The organism is Necropsobacter massiliensis, assembly GCF_000827595.2.
GTDB classification, from domain to species: Bacteria; Pseudomonadota; Gammaproteobacteria; order Enterobacterales; family Pasteurellaceae; genus Necropsobacter; species Necropsobacter massiliensis.
Genome location: NZ_LN776180.1, coordinates 95,423 through 115,844, shown reverse-complemented (window position 1 = coordinate 115,844; position 20,422 = coordinate 95,423). Strand labels below are relative to the sequence as shown.

16 protein-coding genes are annotated in these 20,422 nt (G+C 47.4%); 10 read left to right on the top strand and 6 right to left on the bottom strand.

The features are described from left to right. The first annotated feature begins 7 nt into the window (after positions 1–7). A complete protein-coding gene (gene der / locus BN3349_RS03135) occupies positions 8–1,531 on the top strand; it encodes a ribosome biogenesis GTPase Der (protein ID WP_040975849.1) in 1,524 nt (507 codons plus the stop codon). A 112-nt stretch (positions 1,532–1,643) separates the two neighbouring features. Here der and BN3349_RS03130 read toward each other — a convergent pair whose 3' ends face one another. From BN3349_RS03130 to udk, 4 genes are all read right to left on the bottom strand, one after another. Continuing rightward, on the bottom strand, positions 1,644–2,834 hold the full coding sequence (locus BN3349_RS03130) for a sugar transporter (protein WP_040975848.1): 1,191 nt from the start codon (positions 2,832–2,834) through the stop codon (positions 1,644–1,646). Between the two features lie 63 nt (positions 2,835–2,897). After that, positions 2,898–4,241, bottom strand: a complete 1,344-nt coding sequence (locus BN3349_RS03125; RefSeq protein ID WP_040975847.1) for an AsmA-like C-terminal region-containing protein — start codon at positions 4,239–4,241, stop codon at positions 2,898–2,900. A gap of 3 nt (positions 4,242–4,244) precedes the next feature. Further along, positions 4,245–4,826 (bottom strand): dCTP deaminase, encoded by a 582-nt coding sequence (dcd, locus tag BN3349_RS03120; RefSeq protein ID WP_032109532.1) that lies wholly within the window; start codon positions 4,824–4,826, stop codon positions 4,245–4,247. Positions 4,827–4,831: 5 nt separating this feature from the next. Continuing rightward, complete coding sequence (gene udk, locus BN3349_RS03115; protein ID WP_040975846.1) at positions 4,832–5,479, bottom strand: uridine kinase; 648 nt, start codon at positions 5,477–5,479, stop codon at positions 4,832–4,834. Between the two features lie 245 nt (positions 5,480–5,724). Between udk and BN3349_RS03110 the strand changes: the two genes are divergently transcribed. The 3 genes from BN3349_RS03110 to fbpC all read left to right on the top strand — a co-directional run bounded on the left by BN3349_RS03110 (position 5,725) and on the right by fbpC (position 10,010). Further along, positions 5,725–6,765 carry an ABC transporter substrate-binding protein gene (locus BN3349_RS03110; protein WP_040975844.1) on the top strand — a complete coding sequence of 347 codons (1,041 nt, stop codon included), beginning with the start codon at positions 5,725–5,727 and terminating at the stop codon, positions 6,763–6,765. 66 nt (positions 6,766–6,831) lie between these two features. Beyond that, complete coding sequence (locus BN3349_RS03105) at positions 6,832–8,889, top strand: ABC transporter permease (RefSeq protein ID WP_040976023.1); 2,058 nt, start codon at positions 6,832–6,834, stop codon at positions 8,887–8,889. 71 nt (positions 8,890–8,960) lie between these two features. Then, positions 8,961–10,010: a ferric ABC transporter ATP-binding protein gene (gene fbpC, locus BN3349_RS03100; RefSeq protein ID WP_040975842.1), complete on the top strand. Its 1,050-nt coding sequence runs from the start codon at positions 8,961–8,963 to the stop codon at positions 10,008–10,010. Positions 10,011–10,171: 161 nt separating this feature from the next. Here the strand turns inward: fbpC and apbC are convergent, their stop codons facing one another. After that, on the bottom strand, positions 10,172–11,296 hold the full coding sequence (gene apbC / locus BN3349_RS03095) for an iron-sulfur cluster carrier protein ApbC (protein WP_040975841.1): 1,125 nt from the start codon (positions 11,294–11,296) through the stop codon (positions 10,172–10,174). Positions 11,297–11,462: 166 nt separating this feature from the next. On the opposite strand from apbC, the gene metG reads away from it, so the two are divergent. Then, complete coding sequence (gene metG / locus BN3349_RS03090) at positions 11,463–13,508, top strand: methionine--tRNA ligase (protein ID WP_040975840.1); 2,046 nt, start codon at positions 11,463–11,465, stop codon at positions 13,506–13,508. Between the two features lie 61 nt (positions 13,509–13,569). Here metG and mnmC read toward each other — a convergent pair whose 3' ends face one another. Then, positions 13,570–15,591 carry a bifunctional tRNA (5-methylaminomethyl-2-thiouridine)(34)-methyltransferase MnmC2/FAD-dependent 5-carboxymethylaminomethyl-2-thiouridine(34) oxidoreductase MnmC1 gene (mnmC, locus tag BN3349_RS03085; protein ID WP_040975839.1) on the bottom strand — a complete coding sequence of 674 codons (2,022 nt, stop codon included), beginning with the start codon at positions 15,589–15,591 and terminating at the stop codon, positions 13,570–13,572. A gap of 156 nt (positions 15,592–15,747) precedes the next feature. Between mnmC and fabB the strand changes: the two genes are divergently transcribed. The 5 genes from fabB (at position 15,748) to BN3349_RS03060 (ending at position 20,394) form a co-directional block, all read left to right on the top strand. Then, entirely contained in the window at positions 15,748–16,968 is a 1,221-nt protein-coding gene (gene fabB, locus BN3349_RS03080; RefSeq protein ID WP_040975838.1) for a beta-ketoacyl-ACP synthase I, read from the top strand. A 276-nt stretch (positions 16,969–17,244) separates the two neighbouring features. Continuing rightward, entirely contained in the window at positions 17,245–18,075 is an 831-nt protein-coding gene (locus tag BN3349_RS03075; protein WP_040975837.1) for a beta-keto acid cleavage family enzyme, read from the top strand. A gap of 44 nt (positions 18,076–18,119) precedes the next feature. After that, positions 18,120–19,055, top strand: a complete 936-nt coding sequence (locus BN3349_RS03070; protein WP_040975835.1) for a SphA family protein — start codon at positions 18,120–18,122, stop codon at positions 19,053–19,055. Between the two features lie 44 nt (positions 19,056–19,099). Next, positions 19,100–19,759 (top strand): CoA transferase subunit A, encoded by a 660-nt coding sequence (locus tag BN3349_RS03065; RefSeq protein WP_040975833.1) that lies wholly within the window; start codon positions 19,100–19,102, stop codon positions 19,757–19,759. Positions 19,760–19,764: 5 nt separating this feature from the next. Continuing rightward, positions 19,765–20,394: a 3-oxoacid CoA-transferase subunit B gene (locus BN3349_RS03060; RefSeq protein WP_218971798.1), complete on the top strand. Its 630-nt coding sequence runs from the start codon at positions 19,765–19,767 to the stop codon at positions 20,392–20,394. The last annotated feature ends 28 nt before the right edge of the window (positions 20,395–20,422 follow it).

Genomic DNA, 20,422 nt, shown 5'->3' with positions numbered 1-20,422 from the left:
GTTTTTTATGACAACTCCCGTTGTTGCGCTGGTCGGTCGTCCTAATGTCGGCAAATCGACTTTATTTAATCGGCTAACCCGAACTCGAGATGCGCTGGTGGCTGATTTTCCCGGACTGACCCGCGACCGCAAATATGGTCAGGCGAATATTGCTGGCTATGATTTTATCGTGATTGATACCGGCGGTATTGACGGCACGGAACAAGGCGTGGAAGAAAAAATGGCGGAACAATCGTTGCTTGCCATTGAAGAGGCGGATGTGGTGCTGTTTTTGGTGGATGCCCGCGCCGGTCTGACGGCAGCGGACATCGGCATTGCCAATTATCTGCGTCAGCGCCAGCACAAACTTACTGTGGTGGTTGCCAATAAAACTGACGGTATCGATGCCGATTCCCACTGTGCGGAATTCTATCAGCTCGGGTTGGGGGAAATCGCGCAGATTGCCGCCTCGCAGGGGCGCGGTGTAACGGCGTTGATGGAACAGGTGCTTGCTCCGCTGGCAGAAACCTTCGATAGCGAACAGTCCATAGCGCAGAATACAGCGGATAATACCGCGCAAGAGCAGGACGAATGGGAGCAGGATTTCGACTTTGACAATCAAGAAGATACCGCCTTATTGGACGATGTGCTGGCACAAGAGCAACAGGATGACGATAAAACCATCAAAATTGCGATTGTCGGACGCCCGAATGTGGGAAAATCCACCCTGACCAACCGTATTTTGGGCGAAGATCGTGTGGTGGTTTATGACTTGCCCGGCACCACCCGCGACAGTATTTATATTCCAATGGAACGCGACGGGCAGCAATATACCATTATTGATACCGCCGGCGTGCGCAAACGCGGCAAAGTGCACCTGACGGTGGAAAAATTCTCTGTGATCAAAACCTTACAGGCTATTCAAGATGCCAATGTGGTTTTGCTGACGATTGATGCGCGCGAAGGTATTTCCGATCAGGATCTGTCGTTGCTCGGTTTTATTCTAAATGCTGGGCGCTCGCTGGTTATCGTAGTGAATAAATGGGACGGCTTGGATCAGGATATTAAAGATCGAGTGAAATCCGAGTTGGATCGTCGTCTGGATTTTATTGATTTTGCCCGCGTACATTTTATTTCCGCGCTGCATGGCAGCGGCGTTGGTAATTTGTTTGAATCAATCCGCGAGGCTTATGCTTGTGCCACGCAAAAAATGACCACTTCAATGCTGACCCGTATTTTGCAAATGGCAACAGACGAGCACCAACCGCCAATGGTCAGCGGGCGTCGAATTAAGCTGAAATACGCGCACCCAGGCGGTTATAACCCGCCGATTATCGTGGTGCACGGCAATCAGATTGAACGCCTGCCGGACAGCTATAAGCGCTATTTATCCAATTATTACCGGCGCAGTCTGAAAATCATCGGATCGCCGATTCGCCTGTTGTTGCAAGAAGGCAATAATCCGTTTGCTGGCAGACGCAATAAACTCACGCCGACCCAGTTACGCAAACGCAAACGATTAATGAAATTTATTAAAAAAGCGAAAAAATAACAACTTGATTAGCGGACGATGCTTAAGCGCGCTGATCGTGTTGTTGGGATGATGTTAAAAAGTGCGGTGGAAAATGTTCGATTTTTCACCGCACTTTTCATTTAGCGGCGTGTTATTGAATAGCTTTAATCGGCAAATGGCGGAAACGCAGATGCAGACACACAAATAACAGCGTGGCAAGCAGCGCCAGTGCGCTGCCGACCAAACCGATATATTGCAGCCCGACGAAATGCATAATCTGATTGCCGATTAATGCGCCGCCGCCGATGCCGATATTATAAATGCCGGAATACATTGCCATTGCCACATCGGTGGCATCTGGTGCCAGCTGTAATACCCGTACTTGCAAACTTAGCCCGATACCGGCGATACCGATGCCCCAGATGAATACCAACATAAATTGCAGCGTTTCACTGCTGTGCAGCACGAGCAATAAACATAAAGACAGGGTGAGCAGCGCCATGGACGAGAGCAGAAATTTCGCCGGTCCGAAACGGTGAAAACGATTGAACAGCAGGCTTGCGATAATGCCGGACAGCCCGAACACTAACAACACGGCAGTTGTCAGACTCGGCGCCATTTGCACGATATTCAGCATAAAGGGTTCGATATAGCTGTAAGCGGTGAAATGCGCCGATACTACAATGACAGTCAGCGTATATAATCCGACCAACAGCGGGCGTTTGAATAATTGCGGTACACTGTGCAGCGAGCCGGCATTAATACTGACTAAGTGCGGTAATAATTTATATAATAATAGCAGTACGACGCTGGCAACCAGCGCAATAACCGCAAAAGTCGCGCGCCAGCCCAATGCCTGACCGATAATACGTCCCAGCGGCAGCCCCAAGACCATTGCCAGCGCACTGCCCATTGCCAGCAGACCGAGCGCCTGGGCTTTTTTGTCTTTCGGCGCCAGACGTACCGCTAACGAGGCGGTAATCGACCAGAATATTGCATGGGTTACCGCCACGCCGATGCGGGAAATCAGCAGTACCCAGAAATTCCACGCACAAGCCGAAAGAATATGGCTGAGGATAAACAGAATAAACAGTTTAATCAGCAAGCTGCGACGTTCCAGCTTGGCAGTCAACAGCATAAAAGGCAGCGATAGCAGCGAGACAATCCAAGCATAAATGGTGATCATCAGCCCGGTTTGCGCCACCGGCATGTGAAAACCCTGCGCAATATCAGACAACAGTGCCACCGGAATAAATTCCGTGGTATTAAAAATAAACGCGGAAAAAGCCAGACAAATTACGCGCCAGAGTTTCAGGCGGCGGACAATTTTCGGTGATAACATGAATGCGGTCTCGGGCGAGAATAAAGAGAGACTATTTTAGCACTCCGGCATCAAATGTCACCTTTAACGCTCAAGTTTCTGTCGGAGCAACTCTTTGATCTGATGCCGAATATCCCGCGTCATTTCAATTTTATACTGCGGCGAATAACAGCTGTCGAAAAAGCGCAACGGTAAAGTGAAATCTTTATATTTTTCATCGGTTAAACCAATATTCAGCGAAATGTCGCAACGCATATCGTTAAGCGCTACCATGCCTCTGCCGAACAGCCGAATATTGCGATTTTTCAGTCGTAAATGATCGATCAGCATGATTTCTTTATCCCAACGCAAATCGGACTGCAAGCGCTCGAATTGACTGTTAGCGTTTTGCAGCGCCTCGGCATCATAATTAATCGGCAGGTGCTGCGCGATAATATTGAGTATGTTTAAACCGTTAAATTCACCGTCTGTAAGCGCAAAGGTGGCCTGTCCCGACGTCATTTGCCATCGGTCAAAGAAAATATCCGCCTGCACATCACCTTTTCCGGAAATTACTGCCGGCAGCTTTAAGAGATTAAACCATTTATTCACCGCGACGCCTTTACCGGTAATTGCCAAATGCGTGAGGCGAGGTTCTGCGTGCGGATGAGAATCAAGTTGAAAGCGAATATTCGCCATTTCGGCGTTAACCAAGTAGCCGGTCAGCGCATCCGCTTGGTTATTGAGATCAATATTAATGTAGCGGAAGGTCTCATTATTTGAGCTGAGATCTTTTAAAATCAGGATATGATGCCCGTCTGTATGGCTTGAAAAAATAGCTTGATCCAAACTGAAATCAAATTGCTTTTTATCGCTGTAAAGGGGGTCGTGCAAATTCAATGTCAGTTTGAGTTGACTGAATTCCGTTTCCAGACCGGAAAAGAAGACTTCCGTTTGTAGCTCAACGTGGTTATTAAACGAGTCTTTGGCACTGAACTGCACTGCATAGCGCCATTTATCCGCCGACCACAGTGCGCTCGGCTCAATCTGCTCGGTGGCGAGAAAATTCATGACGTTCGGTAAGTCTTCCAGGCAAAGTGCGGTGGGTTTTATAACAATATTCACATCATGTAAATCGGGCTTGCTAATCTGTCCCTGATGCAAGGCAATAGACGAAAAACGCACATCGCCAATCAGACTGTAAAGCGGATTTAGTGCGATATCGATTTGTGCAAAGGTAAACCTACGCCCTTGCTCCAATGTCAGATCGACACCTTCCAAGGTGAGTTTGGGGGAAAGAAAAAACTGAAAGTCCAGTTTTTCAAATTGAATGTCGTGCTTGTGCAAGCTGGCGGTTAGCTGACGTTCTAGCCGATCTTTTTGCACGTACATCACTGATAAGATCGCAATAACGACAACCATAAAACTCAATGCGATCTTTTTCCACATCGCCTAATCCTCGCTAATCCGACTTGCGACGGCATTTTGCTGATTTTTATATTTGGCATCCCGCCGCCGATTATACGGGCGCGCTGCTTCGCCGCTCAGCACTTCAAAACTCAGCGCGCCGATCACCATATTTGGGCGCAACGCCAACGGCAGTTTGCCGGAATTAAAAAATTCCAGCACGATTTTGCCTTCCCAACCCGGATCGATACGGTGGGCGGTCACGTGCACCATTAACCCAAGTCGTGCCAGCGATGAACGTCCGTCCAGCCAGCCGATAATATTCGCCGGTAATTTCACCGCTTCCAGCGTTGTCGCCAGCGCCAGTTCACCGGGATGCAGAAAAAACGCGTCGCCGTCGGCAATCAGGATTTCTTCGCTCATTACCGCATCCAGTTGAGCCGCAACCTCTTGTTTATGACCGCTTAAATCAATGTAAGGCGCGGTATGTTCACGAAACACGCGAAAGGAATTCCCCAACCGAACATCAATGGTGGCGCCGTTAATTTTGTCATTACTCGGGCGTGGTGTTAAAGAAATAATGCCGTCGTCCAGGTAGCGTTCAATATCGGTATCGCATAGTCTCATGGCGGTTAACCCTTATTTTTGCCTAACAGATGGCGAATTTGCGCTTTTAACATATTGATTGCAATGCGATTCTTCCCGCCGCGCGGGACGATAATATCGGCATATTGTTTTGACGGTTCGATAAACTGTAAAAACATCGGACGAACCGTGGCACGATACTGATCAATCACCGATTGCAATGAGCGCCCGCGTTCCTGCATATCGCGCTTCAAGCGGCGGATAAAACAAATATCCAGCGGCGTATCCACAAAAACCGAAATATTGGCTTCCTGCCGGACGCGCTCATCGGTCAGCAGCAAAATACCTTCCAAAATAATCACTTTTTTCGGTTCAAAGTGGGTGATCTCACCGGTTCGCGTATGTTCCACATAGCTGTAAACCGGAATATCCACTGCCTTGCCGGATTTTAACGTACGCAGATGCTCGATCAGCAAATTGCGATCCATGGAATTAGGATGATCGTAATTGGTTTTAATTCGTTCCTCAAAGGCCAGATGGCTTTGATCCCGATAGTAGCTGTCTTCCGAAATAATGCCGATGTCGTCACAGCCTATTTCCTCGCGCAGTTCTTTATGAATGGTGGAGGCGATTAAACTTTTACCCGATGCCGATGCGCCGGCGATAGCGATGATAATACAAGATGGCTCTGACATATTGATGATCCGAACAAGTGAACACGATAACCCGCAATTATAAAGAAAAATTCGCAGTTTGGATAATCATTTAGCACAAGATCGGCAAATAAAACCGCACAATTGTTATTCTGTGATTCCCTTCACGTTATTTTCAGCCGGTTTCCTGTAGCATACGCTGCATTCAAAATCGGGCGAAGGATCAAATCGCACCACATTTTGATTGATCGATTTATAATAAGCATAAAGACATGGAGGATATCCGTATGAGGCTAAAGAAAATTTCTCTTGCGATTTCGACCGCACTTTTAAGCGCGGGATTGCTGGCTACTGCGCCGGCGAGTGCAAAAGGTCGTCTGGTTGTGTACTGTAGCGCGACCAATGAAATGTGTGAAGCCGAAACGCAGGCTTTTGGGGCGAAATATGGTGTCAAAACTGCGTTTATTCGCAACGGTTCTGGCAGCACTTTTGCGAAAATCGAAGCGGAAAAAAATAATCCGCAGGCTGATGTTTGGTACGGCGGCACGCTGGATCCGCAGTCACAAGCCGGTGAATTGGGGCTGCTGGAAGCCTATCGTTCACCGCATGTCGAGCAGATTATCGAACGTTTTCAAGATCCGGCAAAAGTAAAAGGTAATTTAACCTCCGCCATTTATATGGGCATTTTGGGATTTGCCGTGAATACCGAGCGTTTGAAAAAACTGGGCATCAGCGATATGCCGAAATGCTGGAAAGATTTAACTGATCCGCGTCTGAAAAACGAAATTCAAATTGCCGACCCGCAAAGCTCCGGCACCGCTTATACGGCGATTGCCACCTTTGTTCAGTTGTGGGGCGAGGACGCAGCCTTTAACTTCTTCCGGCAATTACATCCGAATATTTCGCAATACACCAAATCCGGTGTCACACCGTCGCGCAATACGGCACGTGGCGAAACCACCGTGGGCATTGGCTTCCTGCATGATTACGCATTGGAAAAACAGCAGGGCGCGCCAATTGAAATGATTGTGCCTTGCGAGGGTACCGGTTATGAATTGGGCGGCGTCAGCATCCTTAAAGGTGCACGCAATATGGACAATGCGAAACTGTTTGTGGACTGGGCGTTATCGAAAGAAGGTCAGGAAACGGCGTGGAAACAAGGAAAATCCTTCCAGACCTTGACCAACACGACTGCAGAACAATCGCCGGTCGCTTTTGATCCGAGTAAGCTCAATTTGATTAATTATGATTTTGAAAAATACGGCGCCGCCGATGAGCGTAAGCGCTTAATTAATAAATGGGTCAATGAAGTTAAATTGGCACAATAATTATTCTAACCGTGCAAGAATGTGGCCGTTTTGCTGACCACATTCTTGTTTTTTCTGCGAGGCATTATGAATTCCGCAACATTACCGATTCTTGACCGTTCAACGTTTTGGGTCACGCTGGCCTTCAGCGCATTTTTACTCCTTCCCGCTACCGCACTTGATTACGGTATACTGGACAGCACCGCCGATGAGTTTTTGGCGGCTATGGGCTGGTCTTCATGGAATTTGAGCATACTTTGGTTTCTTCCGCTGCTGGGTTTTTTATTGTTGCCGCGGCTGAAACTGTCGGTGGAAACACAGGCAAAAGCGGAGCTGTGTTTAATCGCCTTTAGTGCGCTGTTTACCTTTGTCAGCGCCACGGTATATCAGGTCAGCATGGGATATGCGACGATTGTATTAGCCCTCAGTTTGACCGCACTTGCCACGTTAGCGCTGGCCAAATTGAAAATCATGCAGGGCGACAAATTCATTCTGGCGGCGCTGATCAGCATTATTTTGATTATTTTCTTTTTTATCGTTTATCCCACTGTTGCGATCTTTATTTCCATGTTTTATGACGGCGACACCTTCGCGCCGCAGCAGGTGGTGCGTATTCTTGGGCAGCAATATATTCTGCGCATTATCACCAACTCGTTAATGCTCTCGGGCTTTGTTGGACTGATTTCAACGGTATTCGGTTTGGCATTTGCCCTTTATACCACCCGTATCGCCAGACGCACCGCATTTATCGGTAAAATCTTTTCCATTCTGCCGATTGTTACCCCGCCTTTTGTGGTTGGTTTAGGCGTGACCTTAATGCTGGGGCGTTCCGGCTATGTGACTGAATTTTTGGATACGTATCTGGGTTTTACCAATCATAATTGGCTATATGGTTTTAGCGGTATTGCCATTGCGCAGATTCTGGCGTTTGCGCCGATCTCCTTTATGATTCTGGACGGTGCGCTAAAATCCATTCATCCATCAATTGAAGAGGCTTCTTATACCTTACGCGCAAATCGTTACCAGACATTCTATAACATTATTTTTCCATTATTGCGTCCGGCGCTGGCAAATTCGTTTTTAATCATATTTATCCAATCATTGGCGGATTTCAGCAACCCGTTGGTACTCGGCGGCAGTTTTGATGTGATCGCTACCCAGATTTATTTCTATATCGCCGGCTCGCAGCTGGATTACGCCTCGGCAAGCACGCTGGGCTCTATGCTGTTAATTTTCTCCCTAGGCATTTTTATCATTCAGTATTTATGGATCGGTAACCGCTCTTATGTCACCGTTTCCGGCAAATCTTATCGCGGCGATGTGCAGGAACTGCCCGCCGGGCTTAAATACACCATTATCGCAATGCTCGGCGGCTGGGTGATATTTAATCTGGTGCTTTACGGTAGCATTTTCTACGGCAGTTTTACCGTCAATTGGGGTGTCAACTACACCTTAACTTTACAAAATTATGCCATGTTATTCGGTCAGGGGTTCAGCGACGGAGCTTGGCCTTCTCTCATCAATACATTGATTTACGCCGGTATCGCCGCGCCATTAACCGCACTGTTTGGCTTGCTCATCGCTTATATTGTGGTACGCAAAGATTTTCAGGGTAAAAAAAGCCTCGAATTCCTTACTATGCTGTGTTTCGCTGTGCCGGGTACCGTGGCTGGGGTTTCTTATATTCTGGCTTTTAATAATGCTCCGATGTATATCACCGGCACCGGCATCATCATTATTATTTCCATGGTCATGCGCGATTTGCCAATTGGTATGCGCGCCGCCATTGCCGGGCTGGGACAGCTGGACAAATCGCTGGACGAAGCCTCATTATCGTTAAAAGGCAGCTCCCTTAAAACGATCTGGTTTATCGTTTTTCCACTGTTAAAACCGGCATTGTTGTCCGCATTGGTAACCAGTTTCGTGCGCGCGATGACCACTGTCAGCGCCATTATTTTCTTAGTTACCGCCGACACGCGGGTTGCCACCGCTTATATTTTAAACCGAGTGGAAGACGGCGAATACGGTGTTGCAATCGCTTATGGCTCGATACTGATTATCGTGATGATGACCATTATTCTGCTGTTTGACTGGCTGATTGGCGACACCCGCATTGCGCGTTCCAAAGCGAAAAAAATGCACTGAACGAACAAATATCGCCGCACTCGACGGCATTGCGGCGTAATAACGAATAATCAATATAAATAGGTTGTTTTATGAATAATCATGATTTCTTAGTATTAAAAAATATCACTAAAGCCTTCGGCAAATCCGTTGTGATCGATAATCTGGATCTCAGCATTAAACGCGGCACCATGGTGACGTTGCTCGGTCCTTCAGGCTGCGGCAAAACCACCGTGCTGCGTTTGGTTGCCGGTCTGGAAAGTCCGACTGCGGGACACATTTTTATCGACGGAGAAGACGTCACCAAATCCTCCATTCAAAACCGTGACATCTGCATCGTCTTTCAGTCTTACGCCTTGTTCCCGCACATGTCTATCGGCGATAACGTCGGCTATGGTTTGCGTATGCAAGGTATCAGCGGGGAGGAGCGTAAACAACGGGTTAAGGAAGCGCTTGAACTGGTGGATCTGGCAGGGTTTGAAGACCGCTATGTCGACCAAATTTCCGGCGGTCAGCAACAGCGGGTGGCATTGGCGCGCGCCTTGGTGTTAAAACCGAAAGTGCTGCTCTTTGACGAACCGTTGAGCAATCTGGATGCCAACTTACGCCGCTCAATGCGCGAAAAAATTCGCGAATTGCAGCAACGGCTGGGCATTACTTCGCTTTATGTGACGCACGACCAGACCGAGGCATTTGCGGTTTCCGACGAAGTCATCGTCATGCACAAAGGTAAAATTATGCAAAAGGCGCCGGCAAAAACGCTCTATCAACACCCGAATTCTCTGTTTCTGGCTAATTTCATGGGTGAAAGCAGCATCTTCGACGGCGAACTACGACAGGGCACGATTACCGTCAACGGCTATCACTTCACTCTGCCGCATATTGAACGTTTCGGTCTACCCGACGGTGCTTGCTTGGTCGGCGTCCGTCCGGAAGCCGTTCGTTTGGAACCAACGGGCGAAGCGGCGCAATATTGCACTGTTACCAGCGCAGTGTATATGGGAAATCACTGGGAAATCGTCGCCGACTGGGGTGGACAAACCTTGCTAATTAACGCCAATCCAGACAGCTTTGATCCCAACCAACACAACGCCTACGTCCATTTAGCCGAACATGGTGTGTTTTTACTGAAAAAAGAATAGCCCGTAGAATGGAAAAGTGCGGTGGAAAATAAAAAAATTTTTAAAATTATGTGATTGTTATATAGAAATTAAAAGGACTAAGCCCTGCTTAATACAGTACTCAGTCCTTAAGTTTAGTAAAACTGTTGCAAAATACCGAAAATTTCTACCGCACTTACCTTTTATTTCACCTCTTTAAACATGATTTCGCCTGGGATGACATCGCCCTGCCAGTAGAGTTCGGCGGCGACCTTTTCCGCCAGTTGCAGGAAGGATTGGGCGATTTCGCTGTGCGGGGCGGAGATGACAGTCGGGGTGCCGTTATCCATGTCTTCGCGTAAACGGATATGCAGCGGTTGTTGCGATAAGACTTTGACTTGATATTTTTCCGCCATTTTTTCCGCGCCGCCAGTGCCGAAAATTGATTCCTGATGACCGCAGTTGCTGCAAATATGGACTGACATGTTTTCTACAATTCCCAGTACCGGTACGGATACTCGCTGGAACATTGCCACGCCTTTGATTGCGTCGATTAATGCGATATCCTGCGGTGTTGTCACCACAATGGCACCGGTCACCGGAATTTGCTGCGACAAGGTAAGCTGAATATCGCCGGTACCCGGCGGCATATCAATAACCAGATAATCCAGTTCTTTGCCGTCGTTAGCCCATAACGTTTCTTGCAGCAGCTGGTTTAAGGCACTGCTTGCCATCGGGCCGCGCCATATTGTCGCGCTGTCGGCATCCATTAGAAAACCGATGGAATTGGCGATAATGCCGTGTGCCTGAATCGGGTTAATATGTTGATTGTCCGGAGAGGTTGGGCGCTGGTCTGCCGCACCAAGCATGTGCGGGATCGAAGGACCGTAAATATCCGCATCCAGAATGCCGACATGCGCGCCTTGCGCTTGTAATGCTAGCGCCAGATTGACCGCGACGGTGGATTTTCCCACCCCGCCTTTACCGGAGCTGACGGCAATAATATTTTTGACCCCTTTGACCGCCGGATGATTATTGGCGCGTTTTAACGTGGCGATTTGGTAGGTCAGCAGCCATTTAATTTGCTGGGTTTCGCTGATTTTTTGCAACGGTTCGGAAAGTGCGGTCTGTAGTTGCGCAAATCCGCTATTCCAAGCAAAGGGCATGGTGATTTCAACGCGCAGGGTTGCACCGCCTTTTTCCACTTTTTTGACGGCGTTTAACGCGAGCAGATCCTGCTGTAACGTAGGATGCTGGAATTGTTGAAATTGCGATTGAATTTGTTGTTTTTGTCTCTCGGTCAGATTTTCAGAAAAGAAAATAGCCATAACTGATATTCCTTTAAGCTGGTGAAGTCAATTCGTCGGATATATTTAAACACGCCGAATCGGCTGTGTTAAGTCAAAATTGCGAAAAGTGCGGTTGAGCTGGAAAAAATACCGTGAATCAGGTAAAATTTACGCCGATTTTTTTGAGGAGAAAGGTAGATAAATCATGTCAAATCCGGCGCGTAAAATTTTGGTCACCTGTGCATTACCTTATGCCAATGGACCGATTCATTTAGGTCACATGTTAGAACATATTCAGGCGGATATTTGGGTGCGTTTTCAGCGTATGCGCGGCAACGAAATTTACTTTGTTTGTGCCGATGACGCACACGGTACGCCGATTATGTTAAAAGCGGATCAAATGGGCATTACACCGGAGCAGCTGATTGACGATGTGCGGCAAAAGCATATGGCGGACTTTGCCGGCTTCAATATCAGTTTTGATAATTATCACTCCACTCACAGCGAAGAAAATAAGCTGTTGTCTGAGATGATTTATCAGGCGCTAAAAACCAACGGATTTATTAAAAGCCGCACGATTTCGCAGTTGTTCGACCCGGAAAAAGGCATGTTTTTGCCCGATCGTTTTGTCAAAGGCACATGCCCGAAATGTAAATCGCCGGATCAGTACGGCGACAATTGCGAAGTTTGTTCGGCGACCTATAGCCCGACCGAGCTGATTAATCCGCATTCGACAGTTTCCGGCGCCACTCCGGTACTGAAAGAAAGTGAGCATTTCTTTTTTGACCTACCGAGTTTTGAAAGTATGCTGAAAGACTGGATCCATTCCGGCACCTTGCAGCAGGAAGTGGCGAATAAAATGCGCGAATGGTTTGATGCCGGGCTACAGCAATGGGATATTTCCCGTGATGCGCCGTATTTCGGGTTTAAAATTCCGAATACGCAAGATAAATATTTTTATGTCTGGTTGGATGCGCCGATCGGTTATATGGCGTCGTTTAAAAATCTTTGCGATAAAAAGGGCGCGCTTGATTTTGACAGTTTTTGGCGACAGGACAGCCAAGCCGAGCTTTATCATTTTATCGGTAAGGATATTATGTATTTCCATTCTCTGTTCTGGCCGGCAATGTTGGAAGGCGCGGGGCTGCGGAAGCCGAATAATATTTTCGTACATGGCTATGTCACCGTAAACGGCGAGAAAATGTCTAAATCACGCGGTACCTTTATTCAGGCGGCGACCTATTTAAAACACTTGGATCCGGAATGTCTGCGTTATTATTATGCGGCAAAATTAAGCGGTCGGATTGATGATCTGGATTTAAATCTGGAAGATTTTGTGCAGCGCGTCAATACGGATTTAGTCAATAAACTGGTCAATCTGGCTTCGCGCAATGCTGGTTTTATTCAGAAACGATTTGATGGTCAACTGGCGGATAAATTAGACGATGAGGCATTATTTGCGGAATTTACCGCACAATCGGAGCAAATCGCGGCATATTATGAACAGCGCGAATTTGGTAAAGCGGTGCGTGAGATTATGGCGTTGACCGATAAGGCGAATAAATACATCGACGACAAAGCGCCTTGGGTGATTGCCAAACAAGCGGAGCGTGAGACCGAATTACAGCAGGTATGTTCTATGGGCATTCAGCTGTTCCGGGTGTTAATGGGCTATTTAAAGCCGATACTGCCGCAACTGGCGCAGCGCGCCGAGGCGTTTTTGCAAACGGAACTGATGTGGGAGAATTTAACTGCGCCGTTACTGGCACATCGGGTGGCACCGTTTAAGGCCTTGTTTGCCCGCGTGGAGATGAAGCAAATTGATGCGATGATCGCCGCTTCAAAAGCGGAAAACGCACAAGTGAACCAAAGTGCGGTGAAAAATGGCGGAGTTTCTGTAACACAGGTTGAACCTTTTGAAACGACCATCAGCATTGATGATTTTGCCAAACTGGATTTGCGTGTGGCGAAAGTATTGAAATGCGAAGCGGTACCGGAGAGCAATAAACTGCTGAAATTTATGCTGGATTTAGGCGTGGAAACCCGACAGGTATTTTCCGGTATTAAAGCTGCCTATGACAAGCCGGAGCAGTTGGAAGGGCGCTTTGTGATTATGGTCGCCAATCTGGCACCGCGCAAGATGAAATTCGGCGTTTCCGAAGGGATGATCTTATCGGCAGGTAGCGGCGGCAGTGATTTATTCCTATTGGATGTGGATCAGGGCGCGCAGCCGGGCAGTCGAGTCAAATAAGGCGTCCAACACATTGAAAAATCCCTTAATATGAATTTTATTAAGGGATTTTTTATGCGTTTTAATCGACCGGCGTGCCTTTCAGCCATTTCCGCAACCAGCTGCGGTTAGCGCTTAAGCAATGAAAAATCTCCTCGTTCAGCGGCAAAGGTTCGCCGTAAATCAGTGAAGCAAGGGTTTCGCCTAACAGCGGTGCGGAGGTTAATCCTCTGGAGCCCAGCGCGCCGACCAGATACAAATTCGGGTAATTGGCGGCATGGTTAACGGCTTGTTTGCGTCGGCGCAGATTGAACAAGTTATGATAATCTCGTGTCTGCGCGGTAAAATTCGGTACATTACCGACCATTGGAATTCTGTCGCGAACGGCACAACGCACGCCGATACGTGCCAGATTAGCTGAGGTGTCCACCTCGTTCACCCAATCGCTTTTTGCCAGATTATGCTGAATTTTTTGCTGATTCTCCAGCTGTTCCTGCGGGTTGAAACGGCGATCCGCACTATCGCGTACATGGCTGGCGCCGATGCAATGGCTGGTTTTGGTCTGGTCTGGCGGGGTGAGATAGCCGTCGTAACACAATACGGTTTTCAGTTTGAGCAGATTGGTTGTCGTCGGAATCTGGCTGACCTGACCGCGCACCGGATACAGCGGCAGTTTTGCCGTTTGCGCGAACTGCGTGAGCTGATGACCGTTAGCTAGTACTACAACAGTATGGGTAAAATGTTCGCCCTGCGTATTGGTAAGCTGCCAGCCGTCGGCAAACGGTGAAAGTGCGGTGATTTTTTGCGCTGTTTTTATGACTAACCCCGCTTGTTGCAAATAGGCGAAGGCGTTTTGGACAAATTGACGCGGCGCCAGCCAGGCCCCCTGCGGAATAAATCCACCACCGCACGGCAGCGGCAAACCGGCTAGCTCGCTTAAGGTTTGTTGATCAAGAGATTGATAAATATTCTGCGGCCAGTCATAGTCGGAAATTTTGGCTAATTTGACCGCACTTTTGCGATTATAGGCGCACAGCGCTACGCCACAGAATTGATGTTCAAATTCGATGCCCTGTTCAATAGCCCAGTGCAATCGTTGATGTCCATAGGCGAAAGCATGGATATAAAAACGGATATTGCGCGGATCGTCGTCGCTCAGTTGCGGATAAAACGCGCCTTGTTTATTGCCGGAAGCGTTCAGCGCAGGTTGTTCGTCTTCACAATAAAGCGTAACCTTGGCGCCACGTTGCAACAGGGAAAGTGCGGTAAATAATGAAGCGATTCCGCCGCCGATCACGGCAATATCTTCTGCTCCGTTGAATTGCGCCGGCTGCGCCAGATACCAAGGCGCATTAATGTGAGGGGCTGCCGTTGCGGTCGGTTTGATGCCTTGCAGACATTCGCGCTTGTGTCCGAACCCTTTACGTTTGCTGACCTGAAACCCGGCGTTTTGCAGCCCTTTGCGCACCGCACTTGCAGCCGTAAAGGTGGCGAAAGTGCCTTGCGGCTTGGTGTAGCGGAACATGTTGCGATACAGTTCATCGTTCCACATTTGCGGATTTTTAGCCGGTGAGAAGCCGTCTAAAAACCAAGCGTCAATGCGCTGAGTCATATAATCGCCCAATTGTGGCAGATTCTCGGCAATATCGCCGAACCATAGATCTAATGTGGTTTCGGCAAAATGAAAACGGTAGCAGCCGGTAATCGGATCAAGCCAATACTGCTGCAACTGTTGTGCCAGTGCGCTGAATTCCGGATAAGTGCGGTGAGCCTCGGTCAGCTGCTCGGCGGTGAGCGGATATTTTTCAAAAGAAATAAAAAACAGGCGTTTCAGCGGCGATTGCGGATAGTCATGGCGAAAGCGACGAAATAGCGCGGTGGCGGCAAAAAAATTCAGCCCCGTGCCGAAACCGCTTTCGGCGATGACGAAATGCCGTTCGCGACACTGTTGCCAGCGTTGCCAAAGCTGATTGCCTTGTAGAAACACATAACGGCTTTCCTGCAAGCCGTCCTGATCGGAAAAATAAACATCATCAAATTGAGCGGAGACGGGCGTGGCGTTTTGATTAAAATAGACCGCGGCGGGCGTGACTTTAAAGCGCATATTCTGGTCCTTTGTGGCAAATACTTATTTTGCTATAATAGCGAAAATCTCCGCATTGGTCGAACCTTCAAAGAAATACTTGCAATATTTTCATTTCGTAGTAAGTTAGCGACCGTGTTCTTATTTTTAACAGTTGAATCACATAAGGAATGATCTATGAAAAGAGCAGTGATTACGGGCTTCGGTGTAATCTCCAGTATCGGCAATAACAAAGATGAGGTGCTGGCCTCATTGAAAGCGGGTAAATCGGGTATTGAATCGGTACCTTCTTTCATCGAAATGGGGATGCGCAGTCACATCGCCGGTACCATTAAGTTAAATCCTGCAGAATTCATTGATCGTAAAGTCTATCGTTTTATGGGCGACGCGGCGGCGTATGCCTACCTTTCTATGAAAGAGGCGATTGAAGACGCCGGACTGACTCCGGAACAGGTATCCAACGATCGTACCGGTTTGGTGATCGGCGCAGGGACTGGTTCTGCACATAATCAGCTGATTGCCTGCGATGCTGTTCGCGGTCCACGTGGCGTTAAAGCGGTCGGTCCTTATGCGGTAACGAAAACCATGGCATCCAGCGTGTCCGCCTGCTTAGCCACACCTTATAAAATTCGCGGTGTAAACTACAGTATCAGCTCCGCATGTGCGACCTCCGCGCATTGTATCGGCAATGCGTTGGAATTGATTCAACTGGGTAAACAGGATATTGTGTTTGCTGGCGGTGCGGAAGAATTAGGCTGGGAATGCGCTTCGGAATTTGATGCGATGGGCGCGGTTTCCACTAAATATAATGATACGCCGACTAAAGCCTCGCGCGCTTATGACGCCAACCGCGACGGTTTTGTCATTGCCGGCGGTGGCGCAGTGGTGGTGGTTGAAGAGCTGGAACACGCCTTGGCGCGCGGTGCGAAGATTTATGCGGAAATTGTGGGTTACGGCGCGACCTCTGATGGCTATGATATGGTTGCACCGAGCGGTGAAGGTGCCGAGCGCTGTATGAAACAGGCAATGGCGACGGTGGATGCGCCGATTGATTATATCAATGTACACGGTACGTCCACACCGGTCGGCGATGTGAAAGAGCTGGCTGCGATTAAAAACGTTTTCGGCGATAACATCCCACCGATTTCCTCCACCAAGTCTATGACCGGTCACTCTCTGGGTGCTGCTGGCGCACATGAAGCAATTTATAGTTTATTGATGCTGGAACACGATTTTATCGCACCAAGCATTAATATCGACACGCTGGATGAACAGGCACAGGGAATGAATATTGTAACGGAAACCAAAGAAAACGCCGGTCTGCGCACGGTGATGTCAAACAGCTTCGGTTTCGGCGGCACTAATGCCGCGCTGGTGTTCAAAAAATACCAAGCCTAATTACTTACTGTTTTTTCATTAAATATCAATTAAACCCGACGTTTCCGACCAGGCAATCGCCGGGTTTTTTGTTGCACTTAAAAAAGTGCGGTCGATTTTTTCTTTATTTTTCCTTTCTCATTGGTTCAAGATTTATTCGAAAAATACATAACTAATGTATAAAAAAGCATTTCAGCTGCCTATTGCTCAGGTGTTAAAGTCCATAGCAGTGAATAGAAAGTTTGTTGATTTCTATTTGATTTTTATATATTCGCAGATACAAACGAGGTAACGGCTATGAGCAATAAAGTGATATTAACCGCAGCGTTAACTGGCGCAGTTACACCTAAAGAGATCGCCCCCTATATTCCTATTACTCCTCAAGAAATCGCAGAAGACGCTTATCGATGCTGGAAAGCGGGAGCTTCTGTCGTGCATCTGCATATGCGTGACGAGCAGGGATTGGGCTGCATGGATAAGCATAAATTTAAAGAAGCCGTGGATCGTATTAAAGACAAATGCGATGTGATAATTAACATCACGACCAGCGGCGATCACCGTGCTTCAGACGAGCAGCGTATGGAGCATTTGGCTTATGTGAAGCCGGAGATTGCGTCTTTTGATGCGGGATCGTTTAACTGGATGCCGGATGGGGTATTTATGAACTCACCGCAATTTTTAACAAAGCTCGGTAATATTATGCAGGAGCTTGATATTAAACCTGAGATCGAAATTTTTGACAGTGGAATGGTGCATGCTTGTCAATATTATTTGAAACAAGGCAATTTAAAGGCACCAATGCATTTTCAATTATGTTTGGGGGTACTTGGTGCGGCTATGGCGACAGTTGGCGATCTTGTGTATTTACAAAGCCTTTTGCCGCAAGATGCCACTTGGAGCGCTTTCGGCATCGGACGTGCGCATTTGCCGATCATGATGGCGACGATTGCCATGGGCGGTAATATTCGAGTTGGTCTGGAAGACAATGTGTATTATAAAAAAGGCGTTCCCGCGACCAACCAAATGCTTGTAGAACGTGCAGTGCGCATTATTAATGAAGCGGACAAAGAAGTGGCGACACCGAATGAGGCCAGAAAAATTCTAGGGTTAAAAAATGTTAATAAATAACAAATAACCTTCTTTTTTCGTTCAACTTAGCGAGGAATGCCGGTATGAAATTTAATCGTATGTTACAAAAACTCGGTCGTATTTTACCAGTGACCGTAATACTATTTCTAATGCATCCAAATGTTTATGGGGCAGAAGGCGTATCACCGTTGCAGCCCGGCGCGACCACCGGTAATCATGCCGGTGCATTGCCACCCGAAGGCTTTTATTTTGGATACGACGTGGATTATGAATGGGGAAAATTGCATTCGCCAAATGTAAGGGTGAAGGCAAGTAATGTGAGTATGGTCGCCACTCTGTTATGGTCAACGCCGTATCAATTCCTCGGCGCGAACTATGCCATGGGAATTGCGCAGCCGTATAAAATCGCGCATACTACCTTAAACATGCCCGGAGGAGAAAACAAATATTCTAATCACGGTTTGATGAGCACCACGATTATGCCGATTTTGCTATCATGGCATTTAGGCAACGGATTTCATTTAGGCACGGGAACCGCTTTTGTCTTTAAAAACGGTAAACATGCTACCGCTTGCGGCGGAGGTTCCTGTAGTAATACACCGGAAAATCTCGCCAACCGCTACTATACCGTTCAGCCCAATATCGCTTTAACTTACTTTAAAAACGATTGGGCTTTTACCATTAATAATACCTTTGATTTTAACGGCAAAAACAAGAAAACCGATTACCGTTCGGGGAATACCTATTATCTTGATCTGACGGCAACAAAACGCATGAATAAGTGGACGGTCGGTATTATCGGCAATTGGACCAAACAATTTACCGACGATAAGAAACATGGCGCAGTGGTGCAGGGCTTACATTCGGCAGGCAGTCGTATTGAACATGTGATGTTCGGTCCGTTGGTAGGTTACGATTTCGGTAAGTTTTCGGTCAGCGCCAGATTATTAGCCTCAGTACATTCTGAAAATGATCCTAAAATGCGTTTTTTCCATATGAGCGTGGCAATTCCTCTATAAAAATGGCGGATATTTAAGTTGCATAACAATGAAGGAATAGACATATGATGAATAATAAAATTTATTCAAAAGCAGATATTGCCGCAAAATTTTATGATGGAATGAAATTAATGGCGGGCATTTTTGCTTGTAAAGGCTGTGCCGATAGACTTGTCGACATTATCGTGGAAAAAGGTTGTAAAAATATTGAATTAATCTCTAATGATGCGGGCGATCCCGGCATTGCGCTGGGTAAACTCTATGATGCTCATCTCATTAGCAAGGCACACCATTCCCATATCGGAATGAATCCTTATGTAACGGAATTAGTTAATCGCGGACTGGTTACTGTTGAATTGATTCCGCAGGGAACGCTTGCAGAAAAAATTCGTGCTGGCGGCGCAGGTTTGGGGGGCGTGCTGACTAAAACTGGTTTGGGAACGGTTGCTGAAGAAGGTCGCCAACTTATGGAAGTTGATGGACAAAAATATATTTTTGAAAAACCTTTTAGAGCTGAAATTGCGATTATTCGTGCGGCTAAAGCCGACGAATTTGGCAATCTGGTTTATCAGGGTGCTGCTCGTAACTTTAATCCTATGATGGCGATGGCTGCGGATCTGGTGATCGTTGAAGCAGATGAAATTGTGGCGGTCGGGGAGCTCGATCCTGAAGCGGTGGTTACTCCCAGTGTTTTTGTCGATATGATTTTAAGCAATGAGGAGTAATGATTATGACTGATTCAAAAAAACTTATTGCAAAAAAAATTGCCGGTTTTTTTAAAGCAGGTGATGTCGTAAATCTGGGGATCGGTATTCCCGGTTTAGTACGCGAATATATTGTAGACGGAGTACTGCTACATGCAGAAAACGGTCTGTTAGGCTATGGCCCGTCCCCAAAACCTGGTGAAGAAGTGCCTAACTATGTTAATGCCGGTGGTCAAATTGTTACCTTACTACCGGGGGCGTCTGTTTCCGACAGCGCGGGCGCTTTTGCGTTGGTCCGTAGCGGCAAACTCACTGCGGTAGTACTGGGGGCATTGCAGGTAGATGCGGAGGGCAGTATTGCCAATTGGAGTATTCCGGGCGGGCGCATTATGGGCATGGGCGGTGCTATGGATTTGGTCTCTGGTGCGAAACAAGTCATTGTTGCGATGGAGCATAATGCGAAAAATGGTGCGGCGAAAATTTTAAGTAAATGTACTTGGCCGCTGACTGGTTATCAAGTGGTGGATATTATTGTGACGGAACTTGGGGTGTTTGACGTTACACCGCAGGGTATCGTGGTGAGAGAGTTGTTTCCGGGCGTTGATAGAGCAGAGGTAATAAGCCGAACTGAGGCGCCCCTAATCTTCAAGAATTAATAAAAAAGTGCGGTCAGTTTTTTAAGAA

Bases quoted from the DNA above. Each gene is read 5' to 3' on its own strand.
- der (WP_040975849.1), top strand. From the start codon at position 8: ATGACAACTCCCGTTGTTGCGCTGGTCGGTCGTCCTAATGTCGGCAAA.
- BN3349_RS03130 (WP_040975848.1), bottom strand. From the start codon at position 2,834: ATGTTATCACCGAAAATTGTCCGCCGCCTGAAACTCTGGCGCGTAATT.
- BN3349_RS03125 (WP_040975847.1), bottom strand. From the start codon at position 4,241: ATGTGGAAAAAGATCGCATTGAGTTTTATGGTTGTCGTTATTGCGATC.
- dcd (WP_032109532.1), bottom strand. From the start codon at position 4,826: ATGAGACTATGCGATACCGATATTGAACGCTACCTGGACGACGGCATT.
- udk (WP_040975846.1), bottom strand. From the start codon at position 5,479: ATGTCAGAGCCATCTTGTATTATCATCGCTATCGCCGGCGCATCGGCA.
- BN3349_RS03110 (WP_040975844.1), top strand. From the start codon at position 5,725: ATGAGGCTAAAGAAAATTTCTCTTGCGATTTCGACCGCACTTTTAAGC.
- BN3349_RS03105 (WP_040976023.1), top strand. From the start codon at position 6,832: ATGAATTCCGCAACATTACCGATTCTTGACCGTTCAACGTTTTGGGTC.
- fbpC (WP_040975842.1), top strand. From the start codon at position 8,961: ATGAATAATCATGATTTCTTAGTATTAAAAAATATCACTAAAGCCTTC.
- apbC (WP_040975841.1), bottom strand. From the start codon at position 11,296: ATGGCTATTTTCTTTTCTGAAAATCTGACCGAGAGACAAAAACAACAA.
- metG (WP_040975840.1), top strand. From the start codon at position 11,463: ATGTCAAATCCGGCGCGTAAAATTTTGGTCACCTGTGCATTACCTTAT.
- mnmC (WP_040975839.1), bottom strand. From the start codon at position 15,591: ATGCGCTTTAAAGTCACGCCCGCCGCGGTCTATTTTAATCAAAACGCC.
- fabB (WP_040975838.1), top strand. From the start codon at position 15,748: ATGAAAAGAGCAGTGATTACGGGCTTCGGTGTAATCTCCAGTATCGGC.
- BN3349_RS03075 (WP_040975837.1), top strand. From the start codon at position 17,245: ATGAGCAATAAAGTGATATTAACCGCAGCGTTAACTGGCGCAGTTACA.
- BN3349_RS03070 (WP_040975835.1), top strand. From the start codon at position 18,120: ATGAAATTTAATCGTATGTTACAAAAACTCGGTCGTATTTTACCAGTG.
- BN3349_RS03065 (WP_040975833.1), top strand. From the start codon at position 19,100: ATGATGAATAATAAAATTTATTCAAAAGCAGATATTGCCGCAAAATTT.
- BN3349_RS03060 (WP_218971798.1), top strand. From the start codon at position 19,765: ATGACTGATTCAAAAAAACTTATTGCAAAAAAAATTGCCGGTTTTTTT.